This window comes from Neobacillus mesonae (assembly GCF_023715155.1).
GTDB classification, from domain to species: Bacteria; Bacillota; Bacilli; order Bacillales; family Cytobacillaceae; genus Neobacillus; species Neobacillus mesonae_A.
In genome coordinates, this window is record NZ_JAMBNQ010000014.1 from 85,605 (window position 1) to 110,087 (window position 24,483).

A 24,483-nucleotide genomic window follows, 5' to 3' on the forward strand; every position below is an offset into this window, starting at 1 on the left:
AACTATTTCTTTTTAAAAGTAAAAAGACTGTGGGCAAACTAGAAATTCTTCGAGTTTGTCTACAGTCTGTCAGCCCCGGAAATACCAGGGCTATTTCTTATTCATATTGTTTGCTCCACTGTTCGGGACCTTTGCTCCACGACAAAAGGTTTTCCTGATCATTATCACTAATATACCCAATTTCAATGGCCACCTTGACCAAAGTCGGAAAGTCTGTCAGTGAGCGGCTTTCAATTTTTTCTTTTACAAAAGCTTCCTTTCCCTTTTCGAGTCCATATGTAAAGATGGAAACTGCCCCCAGGACATTGCAGCCTGCTTCTCTAAGGGCTTCCACAGCAGTAATGACACTGCCGCCTGTAGAAATTAAATCTTCCACTACTACCACTTTTTGACCTGGTTGAACTTTACCTTCAATTTGATTGCCTTTTCCATGGCCTTTTGCCTTTGAACGTACATAACACATAGGCTTGTCCATAAGCTCACTTACCCATGCAGCATGTGGAATCCCAGCCGTAGCTGTTCCTGCAATCATTTCTGCCTCAGGAAAATGTTCCAAAATCAATTTCTGCAATCCTTTGGCAATCTCTTTTCTTACCTTGGGGTAAGAAAGTGTTAAACGGTTATCACAATAAATCGGTGAACGAAGTCCTGAAGTCCAGGTAAATGGTTCATTCGGTTTTAGTGCAACTGCCTGTATTTCTAATAATTGTCTAGCTATAGCCTCTTTCATTCATTAACACCCTTCCATACTTCTATCCATTTCTGATAACTTTTTAACGGATCATCAGCTCTCGTGATGGAACGTCCGACAACAATTGCACTAACTCCTGTCTCTCTTGCAAATTCCGGTGTTGCCACCCGTTTTTGATCTTGAGTTTGATCATCCTGCATACGAATTCCAGGACAGACTGTTAAAAAGGATTGTCCCAACTTTTCACGAATCATCCCTGCCTCCCACGCAGAACATACCACACCGTCTAATCCTGCTTCCTGCGTGAGTCCCGCATAGTGTAAAACTGATTCATTCAAAGAAACAGGTATAAGTTGTTCATTATTCATCTGCTCCTGTGATGTACTCGTTAATTGGGTAACTGCAATACAGCGCGGCCGCTCACTGCCTGCACTCGTTCCCGCATCTAAACCTTCCAATGCTGCCTGCATCATGTCTTTACCGCCTGAAGCATGAACATTCACAAGGTCACACTGAAGCCGGGCAAGTCCTTTCATAGCACTCTTAACAGTATTCGGAATATCATGCAATTTCAAATCAAGAAAAATTTGATGACCCGATTCTTTTATTTGATGCACGATAGAAGGACCTTCTTGATAAAACAACTCCATACCAATTTTAACAAAAAGCTTTTGTCCTTCAAATGGTTTTAAAAACTTTGCTGTTTCACTGCCATTTGCAAAATCAAGCGCGATGATAAGCGGGTTGTCCATCTTTCTTCCAGCTCCTTCCGGTACATTCACTGATGTGTTCAAATCCTAATTGCTCTAAAGCTGAGGGGAGTTCATTAATAATATTCGGGCATACAAATGGATCTACGAAATTGGCTGTTCCAACCGCAACAGCACTTGCCCCTGCGTAGAAAAACTCGATGACATCTTCCGCAGATTGAACCCCGCCCATTCCAATAATAGGTAGTGATACTGCCTGGCTTACTTCATAAATCATCCGGATGGCGACTGGTTTTACAGCTGGTCCAGAAAGTCCGCCAGTAAGATTAGCTAAAATCGGCTTCCCTGTCTTTAGGTTCAGCCTCATGCCAATAAGGGTATTTATCATCGTAATCCCGTCAGCGCCGCCAGCTTCCACTGCCTTTGCCATTTCAACAATATTGGTTACATTTGGGGAAAGCTTTACATAAACAGGAACTTCGGAAACTTCCTTTACCTTTTTCGTTAATTGCTTTGCCACTTCCGGAACGGTGCCAAAAGTGATGCCGCCTTTCTTAACATTAGGACAAGATATATTTAATTCCAAAGCTCGAACATTCGCTGCCTTGGAAATCTCCTTTGCCACTGCAATATAATCATCTTCCACTGAACCAGCGATGTTAGCAATAATCGGCACATCATATTGGGCCAGCCAAGGAAGTTCTTCGGATACTACTTTTTCAAGACCGGGATTTTGCAAACCGATGGCATTTAACATCCCAGCTGATGTTTCGGCAACTCTTGGCGTAGGATTGCCGAATCTTGGTTCCACTGTAGCAGCTTTAATCATAATGGCACCAAGCTTACTTAAATCATAAAATTGACTATACTCCCGGCCGAATCCAAAACAGCCTGAAGCCGGCATAATTGGATTTTTCAGATTTAAACCAGGTAACTCTATATTTAAACGGTTCATATGATTACCTCCCCAGCACGGAATACTGGGCCGTCGCTGCAGACCTTTTTATAAGAAGATCCTGATGCATCACTACTATGGCATACACAGGCATAACATGCACCAATCCCGCAGCCCATCCTCTCTTCCAAAGATAAAAAGAGCTTTTTATCTGGATTTCCTTTTTCAATGGCCCTTAACATCGGAGTGGGTCCACATGTATACAAACAATCAAAGCTTAACTCTTTAATAACATCCGTTACAAAGCCTTTTCTTCCATAAGATCCGTCATCCGTTGTAATGAAAGTCATTCCATTTTCTGTAAATTCCTTTTCGTAGAAAACAGCTGACTTTGTTTGAAAACCAAGGATATGAATGACATTTACCCCTTTTTCAATCAATTGATTAGAAAGCTCATAAAGCGGGGGGACACCGATGCCTCCGCCTACAAGCAATGCTGTTTCACCTGCATTGACCTCATCAACAGGAAAACCGTTCCCTAATGGACCGAGGACGTCAAGATACATCCCCGGTTCCATGTCTGACATTAAGGAAGTGCCCCGTCCATCCTTGCGGTAAATCATCGTAAATTGTTTCGCCTTTTTATCGAAAGAGCAAATACTAATTGGTCTTCTTAAAAGCGGGTCAAATCCATTGGAGACCCGTATATGAACAAATTGTCCGGGTGCATTTATTTCACTGACTAAATCAGCTTCCATTATGAGTTCATATACATCAGCAGCAATTTCCTTTTGGCTGATGATTTTACTTAACTCTTTTTTTATCATGCCAATACAGCCACCTTTTTCTCTGCCTTCATGGCTTCAGTTGAGAAATTCATTGATTCTATTACTTTAAGGATTGCATCAGCTGTATCCAATGAAGTTAAACATGGGACTCCATTTTCAACTGCTTCACGGCGGATTCTAAAGCCATCTCTTTCAGGCTGCTTTCCTTTGGTTAAAGTGTTGATAATGAACTGTGCTTCTCCGTGATGAATAACATCTAATAATGTCTTTCCTTCAGATCCAATCTTTTCAACGACTTTTACTTGGAGACCAGCTGATTCCAGTATGGACGCTGTTCCTTTTGTTGCCATTATACGGTATCCGATTGCCGCGAATCTTTCCGCAAGTTTCAGGGCTTCTTGTTTATCCTTATCGGCAATTGTAAATAAGACTGTACCAAATTTTTGAATTTTTATTCCTGATGCTACCAGCCCTTTATAAAGTGCCTTCTCAAGTGTGATATCTTTCCCCATAACTTCACCGGTAGATTTCATTTCTGGTCCTAAGGATATATCTACACTTTTCAGTTTTGCAAACGAGAAGACCGGTACTTTTACATAAACCCCCTCTTTTTCGGCAGCCAGCCCTGGAGTGTATCCTTGTTCAACAATAGAAGTGCCAAGAATAGCTTTCGTGGCTATTTTTGCCATTGGTATATTTGTAATTTTGCTCAAGAATGGAACAGTTCTGCTTGAGCGGGGATTCACTTCTAAAACATAAACTTGATCTTCTGATAATACATATTGAATGTTTAACAGACCGATAATATTTAATCCTCTTGCTAGTTTTTCCGTATACTCTGCCAATGTTTGCTTAACGGAATCAGATAGTGTCTGCGGCGGATAGACAGCGATTGAATCACCGGAATGGACCCCCGCGCGCTCGATATGTTCCATTATTCCCGGAATTAATACATCTTGACCATCACAAATGGCATCAACTTCTATTTCTTTCCCTGTTAAGTAACGGTCAATCAAAACAGGATGTTCTGGATTAATTTTCACCGCATTTTCCATATAATGAAGAAGTTCTTCCTCATGATAGACAATTTCCATTGCTCGGCCGCCTAGGACATAGGATGGGCGAACCAGTACAGGATAACCGATTTCTTTTGCTATGATAAGTGCTTCATCAACTGATAATGCCGTTCTGCCTAACGGCTGCGGGATATTTAATTGTTCTAGCGCCTGTTCAAATTTATCTCTATTCTCAGCACGATCTAGATCTTCAAGGCTGGTTCCTAATATTTTCACTCCATTTTCTGTAAGCTTTGCAGCCAAATTGATGGCTGTCTGACCGCCAAATTGAACAACAACCCCCATCGGTTGTTCCAAATCGATGATATTCATTACATCTTCAATTGTCAGTGGTTCGAAATATAGCTTATCAGAAATACTGAAGTCAGTTGATACAGTTTCTGGGTTGTTATTGATAATGATGGCTTCATAGCCTGCTTCTTTAATAGCTTTAACAGAATGAACAGTTGCATAATCAAATTCAATCCCTTGACCGATTCGGATTGGACCTGACCCCAGTACAATAACACTTGTTTTGTCCGTTACAACGGATTCATTTTCTTCCTCATAGGTACCATAGTAATAAGGTGTTTCAGATTCAAATTCAGCTGCACAGGTATCCACCATTTTATATACAGGAACAATGCCTGCTTGTTTGCGAATTCGTATAATATCTGTTTCAGAACTTCCCCAAAGCTGTGCAATTTTTTTATCAGTGAATCCTTTCTGTTTGGCCTCTTTAAGGATTTCGGAATCGAAGTGATTTTCAGCCAGTTTTGATTCAACCTCAATGATTCCCTGCATTTTGTTTAGGAAGAAGAGATCGATTTTACTCCATTGATGGATGGTTTCAATTGAAGTCCCGCGCTTTAATGCTTCTGCAATGTAAAAGAGGCGTTCGTCCCCTGCTTTTTTGATCCGCTTTTCAAGCAATTCCTTATTTATTTCACCGGCATCATTTAATTCAAAGTGATAAACTCCTGCCTCAAGGGAACGAATCGCTTTTAACAGTGATTCTTCAAATGTCCGGCCAATTGCCATCACTTCACCTGTTGCTTTCATTTGAGTGCCGAGGGAACGGTTCCCTGATTCAAATTTATCAAATGGCCATCTTGGAATTTTCGTTACAACATAGTCAAGGGCAGGCTCAAAGCTTGCATATGTTTTTCCCGTAACAGGATTTAACATCTCATCAAGAGTCAGTCCAACCGCAATTTTTGCCGCCAGTTTGGCAATGGGATAGCCCGTAGCTTTTGATGCAAGGGCAGATGAACGGCTTACCCGAGGATTTACTTCAATAATATAATAATTAAAGCTGTATGGGTCTAATGCCAGCTGAACATTACAACCGCCTTCTATTCCAAGAGCGCGGATGATTTTTAACGATACATTTCTTAATAATTGATATTCCCTGTCACTTAAGGTTTGGCTTGGGGCGACTACAATCGAGTCTCCTGTATGAACGCCGACCGGATCAATATTTTCCATGTTACAAACGACAATAGCATTATCGTTTGAATCCCGCATGACTTCATACTCAATTTCCTTAAACCCTGCGATACTTTTTTCAAGTAAACACTGATTGACAGGACTGTTTTTCAAACCGCTCAACACAATTTCTTCCAATTCCTTGTAATTGCCGCAAATACCGCCGCCAGTACCACCCAAGGTATAAGCCGGACGAACAATCACAGGGTAGCCGATAGCATCCACAAACGCTATTGCTTCCTCTAAATTATGGATAATAGCACTATCTGGTACAGGCTCTTGTAATTCATTCATTAAGCTGCGGAACAGTTCGCGGTCTTCCGCCTGTTCAATGGCAGTTAATTTTGTGCCCAGGATTTCAACATTACATTCCTCAAGTACACCAGAATTGGCTAATTCAACCGTTAAATTAAGACCTGTTTGCCCTCCAAGTGTTCCTAAAATGGCATCAGGACGTTCTTTTCGAATAATACGGCTGACAAAATCAAGAGTTAACGGCTCAATATATACTGCATCCGCAATTTCTGTATCCGTCATAATTGTTGCCGGATTAGAGTTTACAAGGATGACCCTGTAGCCTTCTTCTCTAAGAGCTATACAGGCTTGTGTTCCGGCATAATCAAATTCTGCTGCCTGGCCAATGACGATTGGTCCAGATCCAATTACAAGAATGGAGTTAATATCTGTACGTTTAGTCATGTGCTGCTACCCCCTGTTTATTTTCTACCATCATCTGAAGGAACTGATCAAATAAGCTGTTTGCATCTTCAGGTCCTGGAGATGCCTCTGGATGATACTGGACAGTGAAGGCTGGATAATCCAAATGCTTTAACCCCTCTATTGTTTCATCGTTCAAAGCAATATGTGTTACAGCTAATCTTGTTCCTTTAATCGATTCTCTCTCTACAGTATAACCGTGGTTTTGGGCCGTAATGGCCACCTTGCCAGTTGCTAAATCTTTCACAGGATGATTTGAACCGCGATGGCCAAACTTCATTTTCACTGTTTCAGCACCGCACGCCAGAGCAAATAGCTGGTGTCCAAGGCAAATTCCAAAAAGCGGCACTTTCCCTAAGACCCCTCTCAGCATATCTACCGCTTCTGGTACATCTTTCGGGTCCCCAGGCCCATTGGACAGCATTATACCATCAGGACTTAATTGAAGAATTTCTTCTGCTGTTGTATAGTATGGAACTACGACAACATCACAGCCTCGTTCGTTTAATTCCCTCAATATTCCATGCTTCATGCCAAAATCAACAAGGACTACTCTCTTTCCACGCCCAGGACTTGGATAAGGATTTTTCGTTGATACCTGTCTTACTTGGTCAGTCGGAAGGGTTGTCTGACGTAATTTCTCAATCACTTCAGCGGCATCATGTTCCATACTGCAAATTGCGCCTTTTAGAGTTCCATATTGCCGGATAATTCTTATTAGTTTACGAGTGTCAATGCCTGCAATACCAGGGATTTTCTTCATTTCAAAGAATTCTCCGATGGTAAACTCACTTCTCCAGTTTGATGGGAAATCTGCCGCTTCTTTCACAATAAATCCTTTTACTGCGGGATTAATTGTTTCAAAATCATCTCTATTAATTCCATAGTTTCCAATCAACGGGTAAGTAAGGGTTACAATCTGTCCGCAATAAGATGGGTCTGAAAGAATTTCCTGGTACCCTGTCATTCCTGTATTAAAAACTACTTCACCAATTGTATCAATGCTGCTGCCAAAACCTTCACCAATAAAAACCGTTCCATCCTCTAAAATTAGTTGTCTTTTCATGCTGTAACACATCCTTTTTCCCAAACTATCTTTCCACCCGCAATAGTCATAATTGGCCAGCCGCTGCATTCCCATCCGGCAAATGGTGTATTTTTGCCTTTCGATAAGAATTCTTCTGGATTAATGGTATGTTCATCTTCCAAGTCAATCAGTACCAAATCTGCAGGTGCACCGACTTCAATTTTTCCATATGGAAGTCCAAAGCTTTCTGCTGGTTTTATTGTTAAAAAGTCTATCAATTCTTCAAGAGTTAAGATATTTTTTTTCACTAAATGTGTATACAATAGCGGGAATGCTGTTTCCAAACCTACAATTCCAAATGGTGCGAGTTCCATCCCTGCACTTTTTTCTTCCGCTGTATGTGGTGCATGATCTGTAGCAATAAAATCAATAGTTCCATCCAGAAGACCTTCGATTAAGGCTTCGCGGTCAGCTTTGGAACGAAGAGGCGGATTCATTTTGAAATTGGCATCAAGACCTGGGATATCATCCTCTGATAACAGCAGATGATGCGGCGTAACCTCCGCAGTTACATGTATTCCCGCCCGTTTAGCATCTCTTACAGCCCGAACAGATTCTTTTGTACTGATGTGGCAAACATGATAGTGACATCCGGCAGCTTCAGCGAGCAATACATCCCTTGCAATTTGCACAGACTCACATACAGCTGGGATTCCGTTAAGTCCGTGTTCCTTTGAAAACGAGCCTTCATGGACACAGCCCTTATGAATAAGCGTATTTTCTTCACAATGGGCAACAATGGCCATATTTTCTCCAGCTGCTTTCTGCATAGCCTGAAGCATCATATCAGCCGACTGGACACCAACGCCATCATCGGTGAAGGCAAAGGCACCCGATTCTTTTAATGCATGAAAGTCCGTTAATTCTTTTCCAAGCTGCCGGGTCGTAATGGATGCATAGGGTAAGACCCGGACTTTAGCCGTGTCTTCAATTCGCTGCATAAGCCAATCCATCTGTTCTTTGGAATCTGGTACCGGCCGAGTATTTGGCATGGCAGCTACAGTAGTAAAACCACCTCTTGCCGCAGCAAGGGTCCCCGTTTCAATCGTTTCTTTCTTTTCGCCGCCAGGTTCTCTCAAATGGATATGTAAGTCAATCAAACCCGGGGATACAAGCAAGCCTGATGCATCCATTTTTCGATCTGCTTCCGCTTCAATATTTTCCTCTATTTTTGTAATGATTCCATTTTCAATTAAAATATCAGATTGTTTCTTTTCCCCATTAGATGCTTTGTAAGATGCGTTTTGAATAATCAGTTTCATTTTGATTTCCTCCTTGTAAGCTTTCAATAGATCTTTTAATGACGGCCATTCTGACAAACACGCCGTTTTGCATTTGTTTGAAGATTCGTGAACGGCTGCACTCCACAAGACTGTCAGCAATCTCTACATTTCTATTAACAGGGGCAGGATGCATGATAATACTATCTACCTTCATCCTTTTTTCCCGTTCAATTGTAAGTCCATATTTTTGGTGATATTCATTTGCGCTAAAACCGCCTTTATTCTCGTGGCGCTCGTGCTGGACACGGAGCAGCATCACAACATCTGCTTCCTCAATTGCTTCATCTATAGGTTTATATTTTGATAGGTTCAAACTGGAGTCAAACCATTCTTTAGGACCTGAAAAACGAACCTCGGCCCCTAATCTTGTCAGGACATCTGCATTTGAACGTGCCACCCGGCTATGGCGAATATCCCCAATAATTGAAATTTTTAAACCGGCAAATCGGGAAAACTCCTGATAAATTGTCATAAGGTCTAAGAGGGATTGTGTTGGATGATGTCCACAACCGTCACCGCCATTAACAATTGGGATATTGACTTTTCCAACCAATTCATCAAAATAACGGTCTTGACTATGACGGATGACAACCATATTTACGCCGATGGCTTCAAGCGTTTTGACGGTGTCATATAGTGTTTCCCCCTTTTGAACACTGGAGGTTAACGCCTCAAACGGGACCACATCTAAACCAATTCTTTTTTCCGCTACGTCAAAGCTGCTTTTCGTCCTTGTACTTGCTTCAAAGAAAAGGTTGGCAGCAAATAACTGACTCTCCGGTTTCCAAGCCGCACCCTCGGAAAATTTCTTTGCATCCGCCAAAATTTGATAAATCTCTTCAACCTTTAATTCATTTGTGGTTAATAAATGTTTTATCATATGTGTCCCCCCAATTTGTCCGTTTTCAAAAAAACACCCTGACCAATTTTGATCAGGGTGTAAATACTAATGTAAAATATCCGGAATGCAGTCTGTACCCGCTAATTCCGATTTACACCCTTATAAGCCTCACTGGACTTCTTTTAAAAGGCTGCTTCTCTATGCTGTTTTCTTATCTTTATCATTAGAATCAAACATATTTTCGCTGACTTGCTGTCTTCCAGGAAGAATGAGATTTAACACTACCCCGAATATGGCGGCCAAAGCCATCCCTTGAATTTGAATATCCTTAAACGGCAGTTTTAATACTGCTCCACCTACACCGAGTACTAAAATAACCGATGCAATCACCAGGTTTCTTTTATCATCAAAATCAATTTTATTATCAACTAACATTCTTAAACCTGATGAAGCGATGATTCCAAATAAAAGAATGGATACCCCTCCCATTACCGGTGTTGGAATACTATGAATGAGTGCTGTAATTTTCCCGATAAATCCAAAGAGAATGGCAAAGATGGCTGCTCCCGCCAGTACATATACACTGTAAATACGGGTGATTACTAAAACTCCGATATTTTCACCGTATGTTGTTTTTGGCGGACCACCGATTAACGCCGATATGATAGATCCTGTTCCGTCACCAAGTATGGACCTGTGCAGGCCAGGGTCTTTAATATAGTTACGTCCAACAATATCGCTTAGTATAAGCTGGTGGCCGATGTGTTCAGAAATGGTAACTATCGCAACCGGCACGATAAGCCAAAAGATATCCCAAGTAAATTGCACCTTATAGCTTACAAACGGGATAATAAAGTGCGGCATTTCAAACCAATGAGCCTTGAGTACTGGTTCAAAATCGACAACTCCAACGATTAGAGCATAAACATAACCAATGATGATTCCGGCTAAAATTGGAATTGTGCTCAATAATTTTTTCGCAAAGACTGAGAAGATAATCGTCACAGCTAGTGTAACCAGTGCTACAGAAAAATGAAGCATACTATATTTTCCGGCCGCATTTTGAGTAGCCATATTCACCGCTGTCCCGGAGAGAGACAAACCAATTACAATAATAACCGGTCCAACCACAATCGGCGGAAGTATATTCATGATCCAGCGGTACCCGGCTTTTCGAATAATTAGTGCAATCATTCCATAAACAAGGCCAACCAGGAAGGTACCAACCATTGCTGTACCAGGCCCAAAAGAATCATTCATAAGTTTAATTGGTACAATATAGGCAAATGATGATCCTAGGTATGCTGGAACTTGAAATTTCGTGATAAGCAGGAAGGCCAATGTCCCCAGACCACTAGATATCAAGGCAATTGCTGGGTCTAAACCGACCAGGTACGGAACAAGAATTGTTGAACCGAACATAGCGAATAAATGCTGAATACTTAATGTTATCCATTGGGATGACTTAGGTTTATCATGTACGTCTAAGATAGGCTGATTAGTCATTTTTTTCTCCCCTAATTTTATTATGTTTTTCTTATTTTCTTCAATTGCTGCAATAAAAAACCCTCTTTGTTTAATCTGTACAAAGAGGGCACGGAGAATCTGATTTAACCGCCATATCCCCCTTTGTCAGACTCACAGGACTGCATTTAAAAGGGTATTATTTAATTATCATAAATAGCAACTTGATCTTCCTGATCGACTTCCTTCAATTCAACAACAATTTTTTCGTTGTTGGATGTTGGAATGTTTTTCCCAACATAATCAGCTCTAATTGGCAGTTCCCGATGACCGCGGTCAACTAGAACAGCAAGCTGGATTACTGAAGGACGTCCAATATCCATAAGCGCATCAAGTCCAGCTCTTACAGTTCTTCCAGTATACAAAACATCATCAACCAGAATAACTTTTTTGTTGTTTATTTCAAATGAAATGTCCGAACCCTTAACCAGCGGTTCTTGATTATCTGTCTTTATTGATAAATCATCACGATAAAGGGTAATATCCAGTTCCCCGACAGGAATAGAATTTCCCTCTATTTCTTCAATCTTAGCAGCGAGACGCTTAGCTAAATATATTCCTCTTGTTCGAATCCCAATTAATACACAGTCACTAATTCCTTTATTTTTTTCGATAATTTGATGAGCAATACGTGTCAATGCTCTTCCTATTGCCTGTTCATCAAGTACAAGTGCTTTCTGGCTCAATTATGTCACCTTCTTTTTAAAAACTAAAGCTATGTTAAACTTGGCTGTTGATTTTCGCTCCACAAGGAAGTCTTCGTCAGCATAGGCATCGCACGGCTAAAAGCGATAGCTTTTAGAAGGAGGCACAAGCGGTTTGCGGGCGTTCCGTGGAGCCTCCTCGGCGCTAACGCCTGCTGGGTCTCCCCTGGCACGTACTCCCGCAGTGCCTCCCACTACAATCAACAGGGTTATAAAAAAATCACCCCCGCTCTTTAACAGAGCCAAAACTTAAAAACCTCTCACCGTCGGCGGCGAGAGGTATACAGGTTTTGTAAATATGAGCAAATGCTCAACTAACCGTTTCCTTCCCAGCCTCACGGGACTGATTTTAAAGGACTTATTCAACTAAGGCAATCTTACTTTAAAATAATGAGAATGTCAATGATTTTTTCTTAGGTCATGTAGAAGTTTTTCCATATCCTCGGGAAGAGGAGCCTCAAATTCAAGATATTCATTTGTTCTCGGATGGATAAATCCAAGTACACCTGCATGCAGAGCCTGTCCATCTATATGGAGTGTTTTCTTAGGACCATACTTAGGATCACCTGCAAGCGGATAACCAATGTATTTCATATGAACACGAATTTGATGGGTCCTTCCGGTTTCTAACTGACATTCAACAAACGTAAAGTCTTTAAACCTTTCGAGCACATGAAAATGTGTAACAGCATGTTTCCCTTTGTCCACAACAGCCATGCTTTGTCTGTCTTTGCTGTCTCTGCCCAGCGGAGCATCAATTGTACCAAAATCGTGCGGAATGACACCGTGGACAATCGCCTTATATTTTCTGGTAACCGTTTTTTCAACCAGCTGATTCACAAGGCTCTCATGGGCCTTGTCATTCTTTGCGACCATTAACAATCCTGTTGTATCTTTATCAATCCGATGTACAATTCCCGGTCTTAATACTCCATTAATACCGGACAAATCCTTACAATGTGCCATTATTCCGTTCACCAAAGTCCCTGTCATATGCCCTGGTGCAGGATGGACAACCATTCCTCTTGGTTTATTGACAACTAAAACATCTTTATCCTCGTAATATATATCCAGATCCATTTCTTCAGGAATAACATCCAGTTCCTCTGGTTCTGGAATTGAAATGACAATTTGATCATTTATATTACACTTATAATTGGTCTTTACGGGTTTTCCATTCACAAGAACATGACTATCTTTAATCCATTGCTGAACCTGTGTCCTTGACCATTCATGATCTAATCCAGAAATAACCTTATCAACGCGGTCACCCTGTTGTTCATTAAGAACGATGTGTTCCATTTTTTCCATAGGCTTTCTCCTTAGAACTTCTTTCTTCAAGAAGCATTTGAATCATCAGTAATATAACTCCAATGCACAATGCTGAATCTGCAATATTAAATACAGGAAAATTGTAGCTGAAAATAAAGGTATGAATAAAATCGACAACCTCTTTACGAATGACGCGATCAATAAAGTTCCCAATTGCACCGCCCAGCATTAAGGCGAGCGAAACACCTAACAGCCATTTTCCTTTTGCCGCTTTTTGCAGGTAATACACAATTCCAATAATGACAACAATGGTAATAACGTAAAAAAGCCACATTTGTCCCTGAAGAATTCCCCAGGCAGCCCCTTGGTTACGATGAGAGGTAATATATAAAACATTGTCAATAACTGGGATGCTTTCCCCTAAATACATTTTGTGTTCAATTAACCATTTTGTTAACTGGTCTAAAAAAATAACAAAAAGTGCGATTAAATAATAATACACTAAAAAATACCCCCACATTAACCTGACATTCCAGTCCCCGGCAAAAATCGCCGGAAGCTTATGCATATCTTCTTAGAATTTTAGCATATTTAATCGCAAAACAACAATGGGACATTATTAAAATGGTGTTAGGATAGGTTTTTTATAAAAGGTTTCTACATTTTCGGAGTCTTTGAGTGTTTTTACGGTAGGAATCATATGTAATAAATCTTCCGGAAGAAGTTCACCGGACATCTCACATTGACCATATTTTCCGTTTTCAATTTTAGCAAGGGCATTGTCTACATCTTCTAATTCCGCTTTCAAAATTACGGCTAACCAGTCGCTTTTATCCTTTTTCTTTAATGATTGTTCAAGTTCTAATTTCGTTTGACGGAGTTCCAAAAACATCTTTTCCTGCAAAGCATTCATTATGTCATTACCTCCGTTTCATCATTTGTTTTATTTTGTCCGCTTCATTTATGCGTACACTACAAAACATTTGACATCATGAACAACAATTAACGGAGAAGGAAAAAATTAAAAGCCCCTGAAATGACAGGGGCCTATTATTTATGAATTATGAGAATAATTTTCTTTTACAACATGTGCGCAGCGAGGGCAAAGTGCAGGATGTTCAGGGTCTTTCCCGACATCTGGTGTAACAATCCAGCAGCGTTCACATGTCTCACCTTCAGCTTTGGTTACCACGATTGCTGCAGAGTCAAACTTTAATGCATCTTCAGGTGCCGCCTCATAAAATCCAGCAACTTCAAAACCAGAAACAATAAATAGCTGTGTTAAGCTTTCGTCAATAGAATCTAAAAGAGCCTTGGTCTTTTCATTTACATATAATGTTACTTTAGCTGTTAATGATTTACCAATCACTTTAGCATTCCGCGCTTCTTCAAGGGCTTTTAATACATCATCACGAAGTTTCATAAATTCTGACCATTTTTCTTCTAAAGCCTTTGCACCTTCAAGCTCTTGATATTCCGGCATATCAGTTAATTGCACACTTTCCTCTTGAACACCAGGGATATATTTCCATACTTCGTCCGCTGTATGGGAAAGAATCGGTGAAACAAGTTTTGTAAGCGAAACTAATGATTCATATAGTACAGTTTGAATTGCACGACGCTCATGATTATCTTTTGCTTCGATATATAAAACATCCTTAGCAAAGTCTAAGTAGAAGGCACTTAAATCAAGTGTACAGAAATTATTAACAGCATGATAGATGCCAGAGTAATCATAATTTTCATAAGCATTTCGTACATATTTAACCAGCTTATTTAATTTTACAAGCATAAATTGGTCTACTTCACGCAGGTCCTTATAGGCCAATTTATCTTTTTCCGGATCAAACTCAGCTAGGTTCCCTAATAGGAATCGGAACGTATTACGGATTTTACGATAAACCTCCGCAACTTGTTTTAAGATAGAATCAGATACGCGTACATCTGCCTGGTAATCAACAGATGCAACCCATAATCTCAGAATATCTGCACCTAATTGATTCATTACTTTTGCAGGAACGACGACATTTCCTAATGATTTACTCATTTTTCTTCCTTCACCATCTAATGCAAAGCCATGGCTTAATACACCTTTGTACGGTGCCTTGCCTGTTACAGCAACTGCAGTGGATAACGATGAGTTAAACCAACCGCGGTATTGGTCAGACCCTTCAAGATAAAGATCTGCAGGACGAACTAAATCTTCCCTTTCTAAAAGAACTGCTTGATGTGAGGACCCAGAGTCAAACCATACATCCATGATATCTGTTTCTTTCGTAAATTCTCCGTTTGGACTTCCTGGATGAGTAAAACCTTCTGGAAGCAGTTCTTTTGCTTCACGCTCAAACCAGACATTTGATCCATACTGGCGGAAAAGGTCAGAAATATGATTAATGGTTTCATCTGTAATGATTTCTTCACCATTTTCAGCATAGAATACCGGGATTGGCACACCCCATACACGCTGTCTTGAAATACACCAGTCACCACGATCACGAATCATATTAAACAGTCGTGTTTCTCCCCAAGCAGGAACCCACTTGGTTTCTTTAACTGCTTCAAGCAATTGTTCACGAAAATCTTTAATTGAAGCAAACCATTGGGCTGTTGCACGGAAAATAACCGGCTTTTTGGTTCTCCAGTCATGTGGATAGGAGTGGGTGATAAATGAAAGTTTTAACAATGCGCCTTTTTCTTCGAGCTTTTGGCCAATAGCTTTATTGGCATCTTCAATGAATAACCCCTCAAATCCAGGTGCCTCACTTGTCATACATCCTTTTTCATCAACAGGTGCTAAAACATCTAATCCATATTTTTGTCCTACAATGAAGTCGTCTTCCCCGTGTCCAGGAGCTGTATGAACGCAGCCTGTACCTGCATCTGTCGTTACATGTTCCCCTAGCATCACCAATGAATCCCGGCCATACAATGGATGGCTGGCAACAATATATTCTAAATCAGAACCTTTTACTTTTTGTAAAACTTCAACATTTTCCCAGCCAATCTCTTTTGTAACTGACTCAAGCAGACTTTCTGCAACTAAATATTTATGACCGTTAACAGCAGCTGTTACATAAGTAAGATCAGGATGGACTGAAATACCTAGGTTCGCTGGAATGGTCCACGGTGTAGTTGTCCAGATTACAATTTCTGTATCCTCGTCTAGGACACCCTTGCCGTCTTTTACCTTAAACGCTACATAAATGGATGGCGAGCGTTTATCCTTGTATTCAATTTCAGCTTCAGCAAGAGCAGACTCACTGGAAGGAGACCAATATACAGGCTTAAGACCTTTATAAATATAGCCTTTCTTCGCCATTTCTCCAAAAACCTTAATTTGTTGTGCCTCATATTCAGGTTTAAGCGTGATATATGGGTTATCCCAATCTCCTCTTACTCCCAAACGTTTAAACTGTGTCCGCTGATTATCAATTTGCTGGTAGGCATATTCTTCACAAAGCTTACGGAATTCAGCAACAGACATTTCTTTTCTCTTTACACCTTTATTGGTTAATGCCTGTTCAATTGGCAGCCCATGTGTATCCCAACCAGGTACATAGGGTGCATGATATCCAGTCATTGATTTATGGCGAACGATAATATCCTTCAAAATTTTATTTAAAGCGTGACCCATATGGATATCACCATTTGCATATGGCGGTCCATCATGGAGAACAAACATCGGTCGTCCTTTTGTACGCTCTTGAACTTTTTGATAAATATTCATTTCTTCCCATTTAGCCTGCATTTCAGGTTCCCGCTTTGGAAGATTGCCACGCATTGGAAACTCTGTTTTCGGCATTAACAACGTTTCTTTATATTCCATTTTTCTTCCTCCATTAGCTTCTATTTGAATAGAATAGATATTTAAGTATTAAAAAAAACCTTCTCATCCCAAAAAAGGGACGAGAAGGTTTTTTCCCGCGGTACCACCCTGATAGATAGAACATTGTTCCATCCTCTTAAGATTCGTAACGTGAATAATACGCCAAAGCTTACTATCCCGTTTTTGGGGTTCAGCCCGGAACTCAAGGGTGATCTTCCAATTCCTCTGCTTTGCCAGGCTTACACCACACCCTGGCTCGCTAAAAAAGCATTTGAAAAAATTGTACTGTCCCTGTCATCGTCAACCATTCTATTCAAAATAATCTGTTAAGAAATTATATGCTACAATGACACCATTCGTCAAGCTAACGAATCTTCTTCTTCTTGTAGTTTTAATTCTGTTGCATCCACTTCATATTCAAGTAAATGATCCCAATCATCTGTATTCAACATATCAAGCTGTGCTTCAATCAACATTTTAAAGCGTGTACGGAATACTTTGGACTGTTTTTTCAACTCTTCAATTTCTAGTGCAATCTTTCTCGCCTTTGAAAGAGATTCATTAATAATACGGTCGGCATTTTTTTCTGCCTCTTTAATAATCAGCTTTGCTTCTTTTTGAGCATTCCGGCGTACCTCTTCCCCCGCCTCTTGTGCAATGACGATGGATTTGTTTAAGGTTTCCTCAATATTTATAAAATGGCCTAAACGGTCGTTCAAGTCATTTAGACGTTCTTCTAGTTCTTTCTTTTCGCGAAGAACAAGTTCATAATCTTTGATCACTTGATCCAAAAATTCGTTCACTTCATCCTCGTCGTACCCTCTAAAGCCTTTATTAAATTCTTTATTATGAATATCCAACGGTGTTAACGGCATGATGCCACCTCCAACAATCTCTTTAAATATGTATAGGTAATATTCGACAAGGTTTTTAATAATCCTTCAAAAAAATGAATTATTTTTGCTTTCCAACCACAATCCGCCATTTTTCTTTTTTGGTCCTTCCCTCGATTTGGAGAATTTTCACCCTCCCATAACTGCGGACAGAGATTAAGTCCCCTTCGCGGCAATTAAATGAGGGATTTTCAATGGCTGTCCAATTTACTTTAACGAGCCCGTGTTGTATATAATTCAATGATTTTTGTCTTGAAACATGTAAAACATTAGAAATAACAGTATCCAAACGTAAAGAAGATACTGTTACATCCAATTCTTCTAATAGATTCTTTGGAATTAGTGCTTGGTCAGGCGTTTTTTCAATTAGTTTTACACCAGCGCGGCCAATAGCTTCTACATGACTTTGAATATAGTCACTAACCTCTTTAGCAGCAAAAAACTGAATCTGTCCCTCTTTTATAAGAATATCTCCATATTTTCCACGTTTTAAGCCAAGAGACATAAGGGTCCCTAATACCTGCCGGTGTTCAATGGTTACGAACTTTTTAGGATAATGAATTTCAAACAAACAAATTTGAAAATCATCTTTATTTGGAACTAAATATTCAGGAAAAAGAAATGCCCGCTTTCTTTCTCCATCTTCAATTCCGCCAAAAAGGGAGCATTTGACTGCTCCATTATCACCAATAATTGATGTTAAAATATGCTGTTCCCGCGGGTCAAGGAAATCTGTCAGCTTGGGTGCATACTGCTGATCCACATATTCTTTCCAGTCGATGACTTGGTCAATAAACTCCCTCTCCTCGGGCCGGAAATGTTGATAGATATTCATTTAAAAACACAACCTAGTAGAAATTTTATGAACCAATCATGTGATAAACACTAGTCAAACCATAACTTGCAAAATTCAATACTAAAAATGCCACAATTGGAGAAATATCAATCATCCCGATTGCCGGAATTATTTTTCTAAATGGCTCTAGATAAGGTTCACAAATTCTTGCTAAAAATCTCCCAATAGAAGTTTCCCTGGCATTCGGAAACCATGACATTAATATATAAATAATTAATGCCCATGAATAAATTTGAATAAGCTGCTGCAATATGCTAATCACATAATACATGTTTGTTTACCACCTCACCTTATGTATTTCTTGTTCCGGAAAAAGGTCCGAAATATTCCCTGACACCTCCACATTATCCGGTGTACAAAGAAAAATGCTCAAACCAATCTTTTGCATGTCCCCGCCAAGTGTATAGACCACACCGCTTAAAAAGTCAATAATCTGTCTTCCCTGCTCATGATCAATACGCTGCAGATTTACTACTACAGCCCGGCGGTTTTTTAAATGATCAGCTATTTCAGTTGCTTCAGCATAGGTGCCCGGTTCCGCAAGAATCACTTTTGATGCTTTTTGAACTACACTGGGCGCTTTTTGGACGCTTTGTAAACTTACGACATTCTGGGCTTTTACAGGTTGTTTTTGTGTCTTTATAGTTTCAGCTTTTTCCTCAGCATCTTCATGGCCGTTATATTCGTCATCTAAAAAGAAAAATGTTTTTAATTTTGATTTTATCGTCATGATTTTCTCCCCTAATTATCTTCACCCACTAGTGCCGTACCAATCCTGACCATTGTTGCACCCTCTTCAATGGCTATGGCATAATCATTTGACATTCCCATCGAAAGTTCCGTGCACGGGGCATAATCAAGTTGAAGTGCCTGTACTTGACCAGCAAGTTCTCTAAGTTTGCGAAAACAATCTCTCAGCACTTGTTCATTATCGGTTAAAGGTGCCATAGTCATTAATCCTTCAACACTAATATTTTCAAATGGGCGGAGTAACTCGATAAACTGAATCGTTTCTTCAATAGGTAATCCGTGCTTTGATTCTTCTCCAGAAACGTTTACCTGGACAAGACATTTTATTTTCCTGTCAGCACGTTTATTTATTTCCTTGGCAAGTGTTAAACGATCTAAAGAATGAATATATTCGACTTTATCAATGATATTTTTAACTTTTCTTGTCTGTAAAGAGCCAATATAATGCCATAGCGGCTTGTCCCCAAGAACCTCCCATTTGTTTAACAGGCCTTCATCACGGTTTTCACCTAAATCCTCAATTCCTGCCTCCAGGGCTTCTTTTGCTCTTTCAATGCTTACATACTTTGTAACCGCAATTAATCTTATTTCATTAGGATCACGATTTACTTTTGTACAGGCCTGATTGATGCGATGTCTAATTTGTTCAAGTTTTGATGCTACTTTCATGAATAATTTGATATCTCCTTCCAACCAATAAAACTTAACATTCTGCCTGTTTTCCCTTTATCACGTCGATGGGAAAAAAATAATTCCTGGTCACAGCTCGTACATAGATGAGACATTACAATTTGTTTTTCAGGGATACCGGCTTTTATAAGAATCAGCTGGTTTAATGCATGCAAGTCTAATGAAAATTGTCCCTCACTAATTAAATTATATGGCTTTCTATCGACATCTTCTAGTATATTTTCGATTAACTTAACGACACGATTATCTACAATATAACATTTTTCGCATATCGATGGTCCAATTACAACATGAATATCCTTAGGATCGATTCCTTCATTTTTCCAAGAATCGACCATTTTCCTGGCAATTTGGGCCACTGTCCCTTTCCATCCAGCATGTGCTGCCCCAATCATTCTTTTTTCAGGGGCAATAAAAAAGAGTGGTACACAATCTGCAAATGCAAGTGTTAGTAAAATCCCCTCTTCATTTGTATAAAAACCATCCGTTCCTTTAAATGCCTGTTCATAGGAGTCTGACCCCTTACCTCGATCAATTGCTCCCACTTTCTTAAGAACTGTTTCATGAATTTGCTCTGCACCTACCCAATGATCCAAAGGAAAATTAAGCTGTTTGGCAACATTCTCTCTATTAGAACACACGTCACTTACTATATCTCCAACATGAAATCCAAGATTTAAAGTCTTAAACTCCCCTTTGCTGACCCCGCCGCTTTTTGTTGTGATACCAGCAGCTAGTCCTGGGAACTCCTTCATCCAGCTTTCAATCGTTAACAATGATTGGTTCTTCTTAACAAAAGGTTCCATACTATTACCTCTTTTGTTTTTCTATAGTTTACCATGAAAAGAAAAATCCTGCATTCTATCCCTCGTCAGATATTTCTTCTTCTAATCCTTTATATCTTACTAAAACAACATCCTGACCTATTTTGATGATATTTTTCCATGGGATTACGATTTCTTCCTCTTTACCAAAAAACCCAAGCATTCTTCCATTTCCAGAAATAACAACGGCTTCAATTTTTCCTGTATTTAAATTAATCTCTATATCGCCAATATTCCCCAGACGTCTGCCATCCGACACATTAACAACATCTTTTATCTGAAACTCAGAAATCTTCACCAATTTCACCACTCCCAATTACGATACTATAATAAATATATGATTGCACTTGGGAATATATCATAGAAAAAAGCTGCACCTAAGAGCAGCTTTAACTTTGGATATTTTTATTCATTTGTCTAATGGCTGCTTTTTCCAATCGTGAAACCTGTGCCTGTGAGATGCCAATCTCATCAGCAACTTCCATTTGAGTTTTTCCCTGGAAGAATCGTTTCCGCAAAATCAATTTTTCCCGTTCATTTAAGCGTCTCATGCCTTCTTTTAAAGCAATTTCTTCGATCCAATGAATGTCTTTATTTCTTTCATCACTTAGCTGATCCATTACATAAATCGGATCTCCGCCATCATTGTAAATTGGCTCAAACAAAGAAACCGGATCTTGAATAGCATCTAATGCAAAGACAATTTCTTCATGCGGGACTTCTAATACTTTTGCTATTTCCTCTGCTGTTGGCTCCCTTGATGTTTCACTCATCAATCGTTCCCTTACTTGAAGGGCCTTATAAGCAATATCCCGCAAACTTCGGGAAACACGAATCGGGTTATTATCGCGCAAATAACGCCGAATTTCTCCAATAATCATTGGAACAGCATAAGTGGAAAACTTAACGTTTTGACCTAAATCGAAATTATCGATTGATTTCATCAGTCCAATACAGCCAACCTGAAATAGGTCATCAACAAATTCGCCTCGGTTATTAAACCTTTGAATCACACTTAATACGAGGCGTAAATTCCCGTTGACAAGCTTTTCGCGAGCAGTTAAATCTCCTTCTTGCATTTGCTTGAAGAGTACTCTCATTTCTTCGTTCTTTAATACTGGAAGTTTTGATGTGTCTACACCGCAAATTTCAACTTTATTTCGAGTCAATTCTGTTCCCTCCTCAGGAGCTGCTGTACAAAAAACAGTATCTCCTTGGAAAGGAAAAATATGCACCTGTCCTTGATCACGGACAGGTGCATATTTGTCGAAAAATACGATGAAATCACGAAATAATAAGGATTGTAAAGTGGAAAAATTTTTCTTTTTTACACCATTTTATTAAATTCTTTTCTTAGTCTTTTTATAATCCTTTTTTCTAATCTGGATATATAGGATTGTGATATTCCCAGCATATCAGCTACATCTTTTTGTGTCTTTTCTTCTCCATTCGCCAAACCGAAGCGCAGCTCCATAATTTGCTTCTCGCGATCTGAAAGCTGGTGCAAAGCTTTCGATAACAGCTTCCGATCTACATTTGCTTCAAGGTCCTTTGTAATAATATCATCATCTGTTCCCAAAACGTCAGATAATAATAGCTCATTTCCATCCCAGTCAATGTTTAATGGCTCATCGAAAGAAACCTCTGACCGGATTTTATTATTTCTTCGTAAATACATAAGAATTTCATTTTCTATACACCTGGATGCATATGTAGCAAGCTTAATTTTCTTTTCTGGATTAAATGTATTAACCGCTTTTATTAAACCTATTGTCCCTATACTAATCAGATCTTCAATATTAATCCCGGTATTTTCAAATTTCCGGGCAATGTACACTACTAACCGCAAATTCCTCTCAATTAGTATCGACCTGGCTGCCTTGTCACCAGTTGGCAGTTTCTTTAATAATACTTCCTCTTCATCTTTGCTCAAAGGAGGCGGCAGCGCTTCGCTTCCACCGATGTAAAAGACTTCATCAGTTTTAAGTCCCAGTTTTATTAAAATTTTATACCAATAGTAGGATAAGCGAATTTTCCACTTAATCATGTTAGCTCCCCCTTCTAAATTATGAAATTCCCGAGTATAGTATTATTAACTCACTTTCTCATCTTTCCCGTGCTGCCTTGAACCTGTTAACATTTTTGGATGGACAATACATTGAAAAGTATCGTCTTTTGAAAGCTGCTGCATGGTAAATGAAACAAGACCTTTTGTGCATAAATACACATCTCCATTATGCTCAATCATAATATTATCAGGCCTGATAGCAGCTATTAGCTGATTCTCTTGTCCAACCACACTATAAGGAACAATCCTCAATCTTCCTTGCCATTCACCAGGTAATTCTTCAGTGCCCATTAAAACTGTGTCAGGCTCACTAGCAATCTTTTTTATAGGCTCCGGTAACAATTCCAAAGAGTTTTTAATGGAAACAAACATAACCGGAAGTCTTGATAATGGATCATAAAGCTGATTTCCGCTATCGACGAGCCCATTAAATATATATGTCTCTTTTTCTATTTCAACACGTACCTGGACAATCTGTTCATATTGAATTTTGGTCATCTCCATACTTTCAATATTCTTTTTTGAGAAATGCCAGGCAACTGGAAAACCAATCAATACAAACAGCCAGCTAATCGGATCACCAAATCCTTTCACACTTGACAATAGCAGCTGATTAGTAAGCTCAGTATCGTATTGTGAAAAATAATGGGCCCCTATTAATGCGCCGCCAATTAAAAATGTTGAAACATAAAGCGTCATTAAGGCTTTTATAAAAAATGACAAGCGTTTATATCCAAAAGTAATGAGCACCATTATGAATGAGCAAAACAATTTGGCAATGGGATGGTTTGAATAGACATTTAAGGGTGTAAAAGATAATAAGATAATTAATGACCCAATAAATCCGCCGGCTCCCAATCTCCAAAACCGGACTTTTCTTTTAAGAAAAATGGCTGTTAAATAAAGAAGAAGCGTATCAAATAATAAATTCAGCATCCAGATTACATCCAGATAAACAATCACCAAGCTTCCTCCTCTATTTCCTCCTAATAGGATAATTACGCTTCAGCTTTTTCTTTGTCCAGCTTCAGCTCCTAGCCCCTCATGGTCACAAGCCATCCCGTCCAAAAGGTTAAAAACCAACCTTTCAGCCGGTTCGTCTTGTGCTTGTCGGGGCTGACCAAGGTGCTTCAGCTTTTCTTTGTCCAGCTTCAGCTCCTAGCCCCTCGTGGTCACAAGCCATCCCGGCTAAAAGGTTAAAAACCAACCTTTCAGCCGGTTCGTCTTGTGCTTGTCGGGGCTGACCAAGGTGCTTCAGCTTTTCTATTAATCTGTTTATGGAAAAGTATAACTTACTTCATAGCTTGAAGTGTGTCACTTTCTGTAATTAAAACAGCAAAAATTTCCACTATTACCAACGGATTTTGTCAAAAAGAAAAGGGTATCTTTTTACAAAAAGGCTGTTTTCGTAAACTATGTTGTTATGCCAAGAAAAGCGGTGGTTTATTCAATTTAGGAATAAGCGGACTCTGCGAAAAAGCTGGATTACAGGATAGCCCCCTTGGAAGTAAAAAATAAGCG

The 24,483-nt window shown here is 39.5% G+C and carries 24 protein-coding genes and 1 other annotated feature; all 24 genes read right to left on the reverse strand.

The window, feature by feature from the left end:
• Window positions 1–97: 97 nt before the first annotated feature.
• A complete protein-coding gene (gene pyrE / locus M3183_RS13615; RefSeq protein WP_251470581.1) occupies window positions 98–730 on the reverse strand; it encodes an orotate phosphoribosyltransferase in 633 nt (210 codons plus the stop codon).
• Window positions 727–1,443 carry an orotidine-5'-phosphate decarboxylase gene (gene pyrF, locus M3183_RS13620; protein ID WP_251470582.1) on the reverse strand — a complete coding sequence of 239 codons (717 nt, stop codon included), beginning with the start codon at window positions 1,441–1,443 and terminating at the stop codon, window positions 727–729. Before pyrF ends, pyrE begins: the two co-directional genes overlap by 4 nt.
• Window positions 1,415–2,356 carry a dihydroorotate dehydrogenase gene (locus tag M3183_RS13625; RefSeq protein ID WP_251470583.1) on the reverse strand — a complete coding sequence of 314 codons (942 nt, stop codon included), beginning with the start codon at window positions 2,354–2,356 and terminating at the stop codon, window positions 1,415–1,417. The genes pyrF and M3183_RS13625 overlap by 29 nt, the downstream gene beginning before the upstream one ends.
• Entirely contained in the window at window positions 2,353–3,123 is a 771-nt protein-coding gene (locus M3183_RS13630) for a dihydroorotate dehydrogenase electron transfer subunit (RefSeq protein WP_251470584.1), read from the reverse strand. Before M3183_RS13630 ends, M3183_RS13625 begins: the two co-directional genes overlap by 4 nt.
• Window positions 3,120–6,326, reverse strand: a complete 3,207-nt coding sequence (gene carB, locus M3183_RS13635) for a carbamoyl-phosphate synthase large subunit (protein WP_251470585.1) — start codon at window positions 6,324–6,326, stop codon at window positions 3,120–3,122. Before carB ends, M3183_RS13630 begins: the two co-directional genes overlap by 4 nt.
• Complete coding sequence (locus tag M3183_RS13640; RefSeq protein ID WP_251470587.1) at window positions 6,319–7,410, reverse strand: carbamoyl phosphate synthase small subunit; 1,092 nt, start codon at window positions 7,408–7,410, stop codon at window positions 6,319–6,321. Before M3183_RS13640 ends, carB begins: the two co-directional genes overlap by 8 nt.
• Window positions 7,407–8,693 (reverse strand): dihydroorotase, encoded by a 1,287-nt coding sequence (locus M3183_RS13645; RefSeq protein ID WP_251470588.1) that lies wholly within the window; start codon window positions 8,691–8,693, stop codon window positions 7,407–7,409. Before M3183_RS13645 ends, M3183_RS13640 begins: the two co-directional genes overlap by 4 nt.
• Window positions 8,653–9,591 (reverse strand): aspartate carbamoyltransferase catalytic subunit, encoded by a 939-nt coding sequence (locus M3183_RS13650; protein ID WP_251470613.1) that lies wholly within the window; start codon window positions 9,589–9,591, stop codon window positions 8,653–8,655. The genes M3183_RS13645 and M3183_RS13650 overlap by 41 nt, the downstream gene beginning before the upstream one ends.
• Before the next feature lie 162 nt (window positions 9,592–9,753).
• Window positions 9,754–11,061, reverse strand: a complete 1,308-nt coding sequence (locus M3183_RS13655; protein ID WP_251470590.1) for a solute carrier family 23 protein — start codon at window positions 11,059–11,061, stop codon at window positions 9,754–9,756.
• Between the two features lie 161 nt (window positions 11,062–11,222).
• Window positions 11,223–11,765 (reverse strand): bifunctional pyr operon transcriptional regulator/uracil phosphoribosyltransferase PyrR, encoded by a 543-nt coding sequence (gene pyrR / locus M3183_RS13660; protein ID WP_251470591.1) that lies wholly within the window; start codon window positions 11,763–11,765, stop codon window positions 11,223–11,225.
• Window positions 11,766–12,182: 417 nt separating this feature from the next.
• Window positions 12,183–13,094 (reverse strand): RluA family pseudouridine synthase, encoded by a 912-nt coding sequence (locus tag M3183_RS13665; protein WP_251470592.1) that lies wholly within the window; start codon window positions 13,092–13,094, stop codon window positions 12,183–12,185.
• Window positions 13,066–13,557: a signal peptidase II gene (gene lspA, locus M3183_RS13670; RefSeq protein WP_251470593.1), complete on the reverse strand. Its 492-nt coding sequence runs from the start codon at window positions 13,555–13,557 to the stop codon at window positions 13,066–13,068. Before lspA ends, M3183_RS13665 begins: the two co-directional genes overlap by 29 nt.
• Before the next feature lie 117 nt (window positions 13,558–13,674).
• Window positions 13,675–13,968, reverse strand: a complete 294-nt coding sequence (locus M3183_RS13675) for a hypothetical protein (RefSeq protein WP_251470594.1) — start codon at window positions 13,966–13,968, stop codon at window positions 13,675–13,677.
• A 141-nt stretch (window positions 13,969–14,109) separates the two neighbouring features.
• A complete protein-coding gene (ileS, locus tag M3183_RS13680; RefSeq protein WP_251470595.1) occupies window positions 14,110–16,881 on the reverse strand; it encodes an isoleucine--tRNA ligase in 2,772 nt (923 codons plus the stop codon).
• 72 nt (window positions 16,882–16,953) lie between these two features.
• Window positions 16,954–17,188, reverse strand: a binding site (T-box leader).
• 52 nt (window positions 17,189–17,240) lie between these two features.
• The gene (locus tag M3183_RS13685) at window positions 17,241–17,756 is read right to left on the reverse strand and encodes a DivIVA domain-containing protein (RefSeq protein WP_251470596.1); all 516 of its coding nucleotides are present in this window, start codon (window positions 17,754–17,756) and stop codon (window positions 17,241–17,243) included.
• Window positions 17,757–17,835: 79 nt separating this feature from the next.
• Window positions 17,836–18,609 carry a YlmH family RNA-binding protein gene (locus tag M3183_RS13690; RefSeq protein ID WP_251470597.1) on the reverse strand — a complete coding sequence of 258 codons (774 nt, stop codon included), beginning with the start codon at window positions 18,607–18,609 and terminating at the stop codon, window positions 17,836–17,838.
• Window positions 18,610–18,634: 25 nt separating this feature from the next.
• Window positions 18,635–18,901, reverse strand: coding sequence for a YggT family protein (locus tag M3183_RS13695; RefSeq protein ID WP_251470598.1), 267 nt, complete (start codon window positions 18,899–18,901; stop codon window positions 18,635–18,637).
• Window positions 18,902–18,907: 6 nt separating this feature from the next.
• Window positions 18,908–19,360, reverse strand: a complete 453-nt coding sequence (locus M3183_RS13700) for a cell division protein SepF (protein ID WP_251470600.1) — start codon at window positions 19,358–19,360, stop codon at window positions 18,908–18,910.
• A gap of 11 nt (window positions 19,361–19,371) precedes the next feature.
• Window positions 19,372–20,049, reverse strand: a complete 678-nt coding sequence (locus tag M3183_RS13705; protein WP_251470602.1) for a YggS family pyridoxal phosphate-dependent enzyme — start codon at window positions 20,047–20,049, stop codon at window positions 19,372–19,374.
• Window positions 20,046–20,876 carry a peptidoglycan editing factor PgeF gene (pgeF, locus tag M3183_RS13710; RefSeq protein WP_251470603.1) on the reverse strand — a complete coding sequence of 277 codons (831 nt, stop codon included), beginning with the start codon at window positions 20,874–20,876 and terminating at the stop codon, window positions 20,046–20,048. The genes M3183_RS13705 and pgeF overlap by 4 nt, the downstream gene beginning before the upstream one ends.
• A 55-nt stretch (window positions 20,877–20,931) precedes the next feature.
• Window positions 20,932–21,195, reverse strand: coding sequence for a YlmC/YmxH family sporulation protein (locus M3183_RS13715; RefSeq protein ID WP_251470604.1), 264 nt, complete (start codon window positions 21,193–21,195; stop codon window positions 20,932–20,934).
• Between the two features lie 88 nt (window positions 21,196–21,283).
• The gene (gene sigG, locus M3183_RS13720) at window positions 21,284–22,063 is read right to left on the reverse strand and encodes an RNA polymerase sporulation sigma factor SigG (RefSeq protein WP_251470605.1); all 780 of its coding nucleotides are present in this window, start codon (window positions 22,061–22,063) and stop codon (window positions 21,284–21,286) included.
• A 158-nt stretch (window positions 22,064–22,221) separates the two neighbouring features.
• A complete protein-coding gene (sigE, locus tag M3183_RS13725) occupies window positions 22,222–22,941 on the reverse strand; it encodes an RNA polymerase sporulation sigma factor SigE (RefSeq protein WP_251470606.1) in 720 nt (239 codons plus the stop codon).
• A gap of 45 nt (window positions 22,942–22,986) precedes the next feature.
• Window positions 22,987–23,925 carry a sigma-E processing peptidase SpoIIGA gene (gene spoIIGA, locus M3183_RS13730; RefSeq protein WP_251470607.1) on the reverse strand — a complete coding sequence of 313 codons (939 nt, stop codon included), beginning with the start codon at window positions 23,923–23,925 and terminating at the stop codon, window positions 22,987–22,989.
• Between the last annotated feature and the right edge of the window lie 558 nt (window positions 23,926–24,483).

What these genes read in the sequence shown, in the direction of transcription:
- pyrE (WP_251470581.1), bottom strand. Translation starts at nt 730, where the DNA reads ATGAAAGAGGCTATAGCTAGACAATTATTAGAAATACAGGCAGTTGCA.
- pyrF (WP_251470582.1), bottom strand. Translation starts at nt 1,443, where the DNA reads ATGGACAACCCGCTTATCATCGCGCTTGATTTTGCAAATGGCAGTGAA.
- M3183_RS13625 (WP_251470583.1), bottom strand. Translation starts at nt 2,356, where the DNA reads ATGAACCGTTTAAATATAGAGTTACCTGGTTTAAATCTGAAAAATCCA.
- M3183_RS13630 (WP_251470584.1), bottom strand. Translation starts at nt 3,123, where the DNA reads ATGATAAAAAAAGAGTTAAGTAAAATCATCAGCCAAAAGGAAATTGCT.
- carB (WP_251470585.1), bottom strand. Translation starts at nt 6,326, where the DNA reads ATGACTAAACGTACAGATATTAACTCCATTCTTGTAATTGGATCTGGA.
- M3183_RS13640 (WP_251470587.1), bottom strand. Translation starts at nt 7,410, where the DNA reads ATGAAAAGACAACTAATTTTAGAGGATGGAACGGTTTTTATTGGTGAA.
- M3183_RS13645 (WP_251470588.1), bottom strand. Translation starts at nt 8,693, where the DNA reads ATGAAACTGATTATTCAAAACGCATCTTACAAAGCATCTAATGGGGAA.
- M3183_RS13655 (WP_251470590.1), bottom strand. Translation starts at nt 11,061, where the DNA reads ATGACTAATCAGCCTATCTTAGACGTACATGATAAACCTAAGTCATCC.
- M3183_RS13665 (WP_251470592.1), bottom strand. Translation starts at nt 13,094, where the DNA reads ATGGAAAAAATGGAACACATCGTTCTTAATGAACAACAGGGTGACCGC.
- M3183_RS13675 (WP_251470594.1), bottom strand. Translation starts at nt 13,968, where the DNA reads ATGAATGCTTTGCAGGAAAAGATGTTTTTGGAACTCCGTCAAACGAAA.
- ileS (WP_251470595.1), bottom strand. Translation starts at nt 16,881, where the DNA reads ATGGAATATAAAGAAACGTTGTTAATGCCGAAAACAGAGTTTCCAATG.
- M3183_RS13685 (WP_251470596.1), bottom strand. Translation starts at nt 17,756, where the DNA reads ATGCCGTTAACACCGTTGGATATTCATAATAAAGAATTTAATAAAGGC.
- M3183_RS13690 (WP_251470597.1), bottom strand. Translation starts at nt 18,609, where the DNA reads ATGAATATCTATCAACATTTCCGGCCCGAGGAGAGGGAGTTTATTGAC.
- M3183_RS13695 (WP_251470598.1), bottom strand. Translation starts at nt 18,901, where the DNA reads ATGTATTATGTGATTAGCATATTGCAGCAGCTTATTCAAATTTATTCA.
- M3183_RS13700 (WP_251470600.1), bottom strand. Translation starts at nt 19,360, where the DNA reads ATGACGATAAAATCAAAATTAAAAACATTTTTCTTTTTAGATGACGAA.
- M3183_RS13705 (WP_251470602.1), bottom strand. Translation starts at nt 20,049, where the DNA reads ATGAAAGTAGCATCAAAACTTGAACAAATTAGACATCGCATCAATCAG.
- pgeF (WP_251470603.1), bottom strand. Translation starts at nt 20,876, where the DNA reads ATGGAACCTTTTGTTAAGAAGAACCAATCATTGTTAACGATTGAAAGC.
- sigE (WP_251470606.1), bottom strand. Translation starts at nt 22,941, where the DNA reads ATGATTAAGTGGAAAATTCGCTTATCCTACTATTGGTATAAAATTTTA.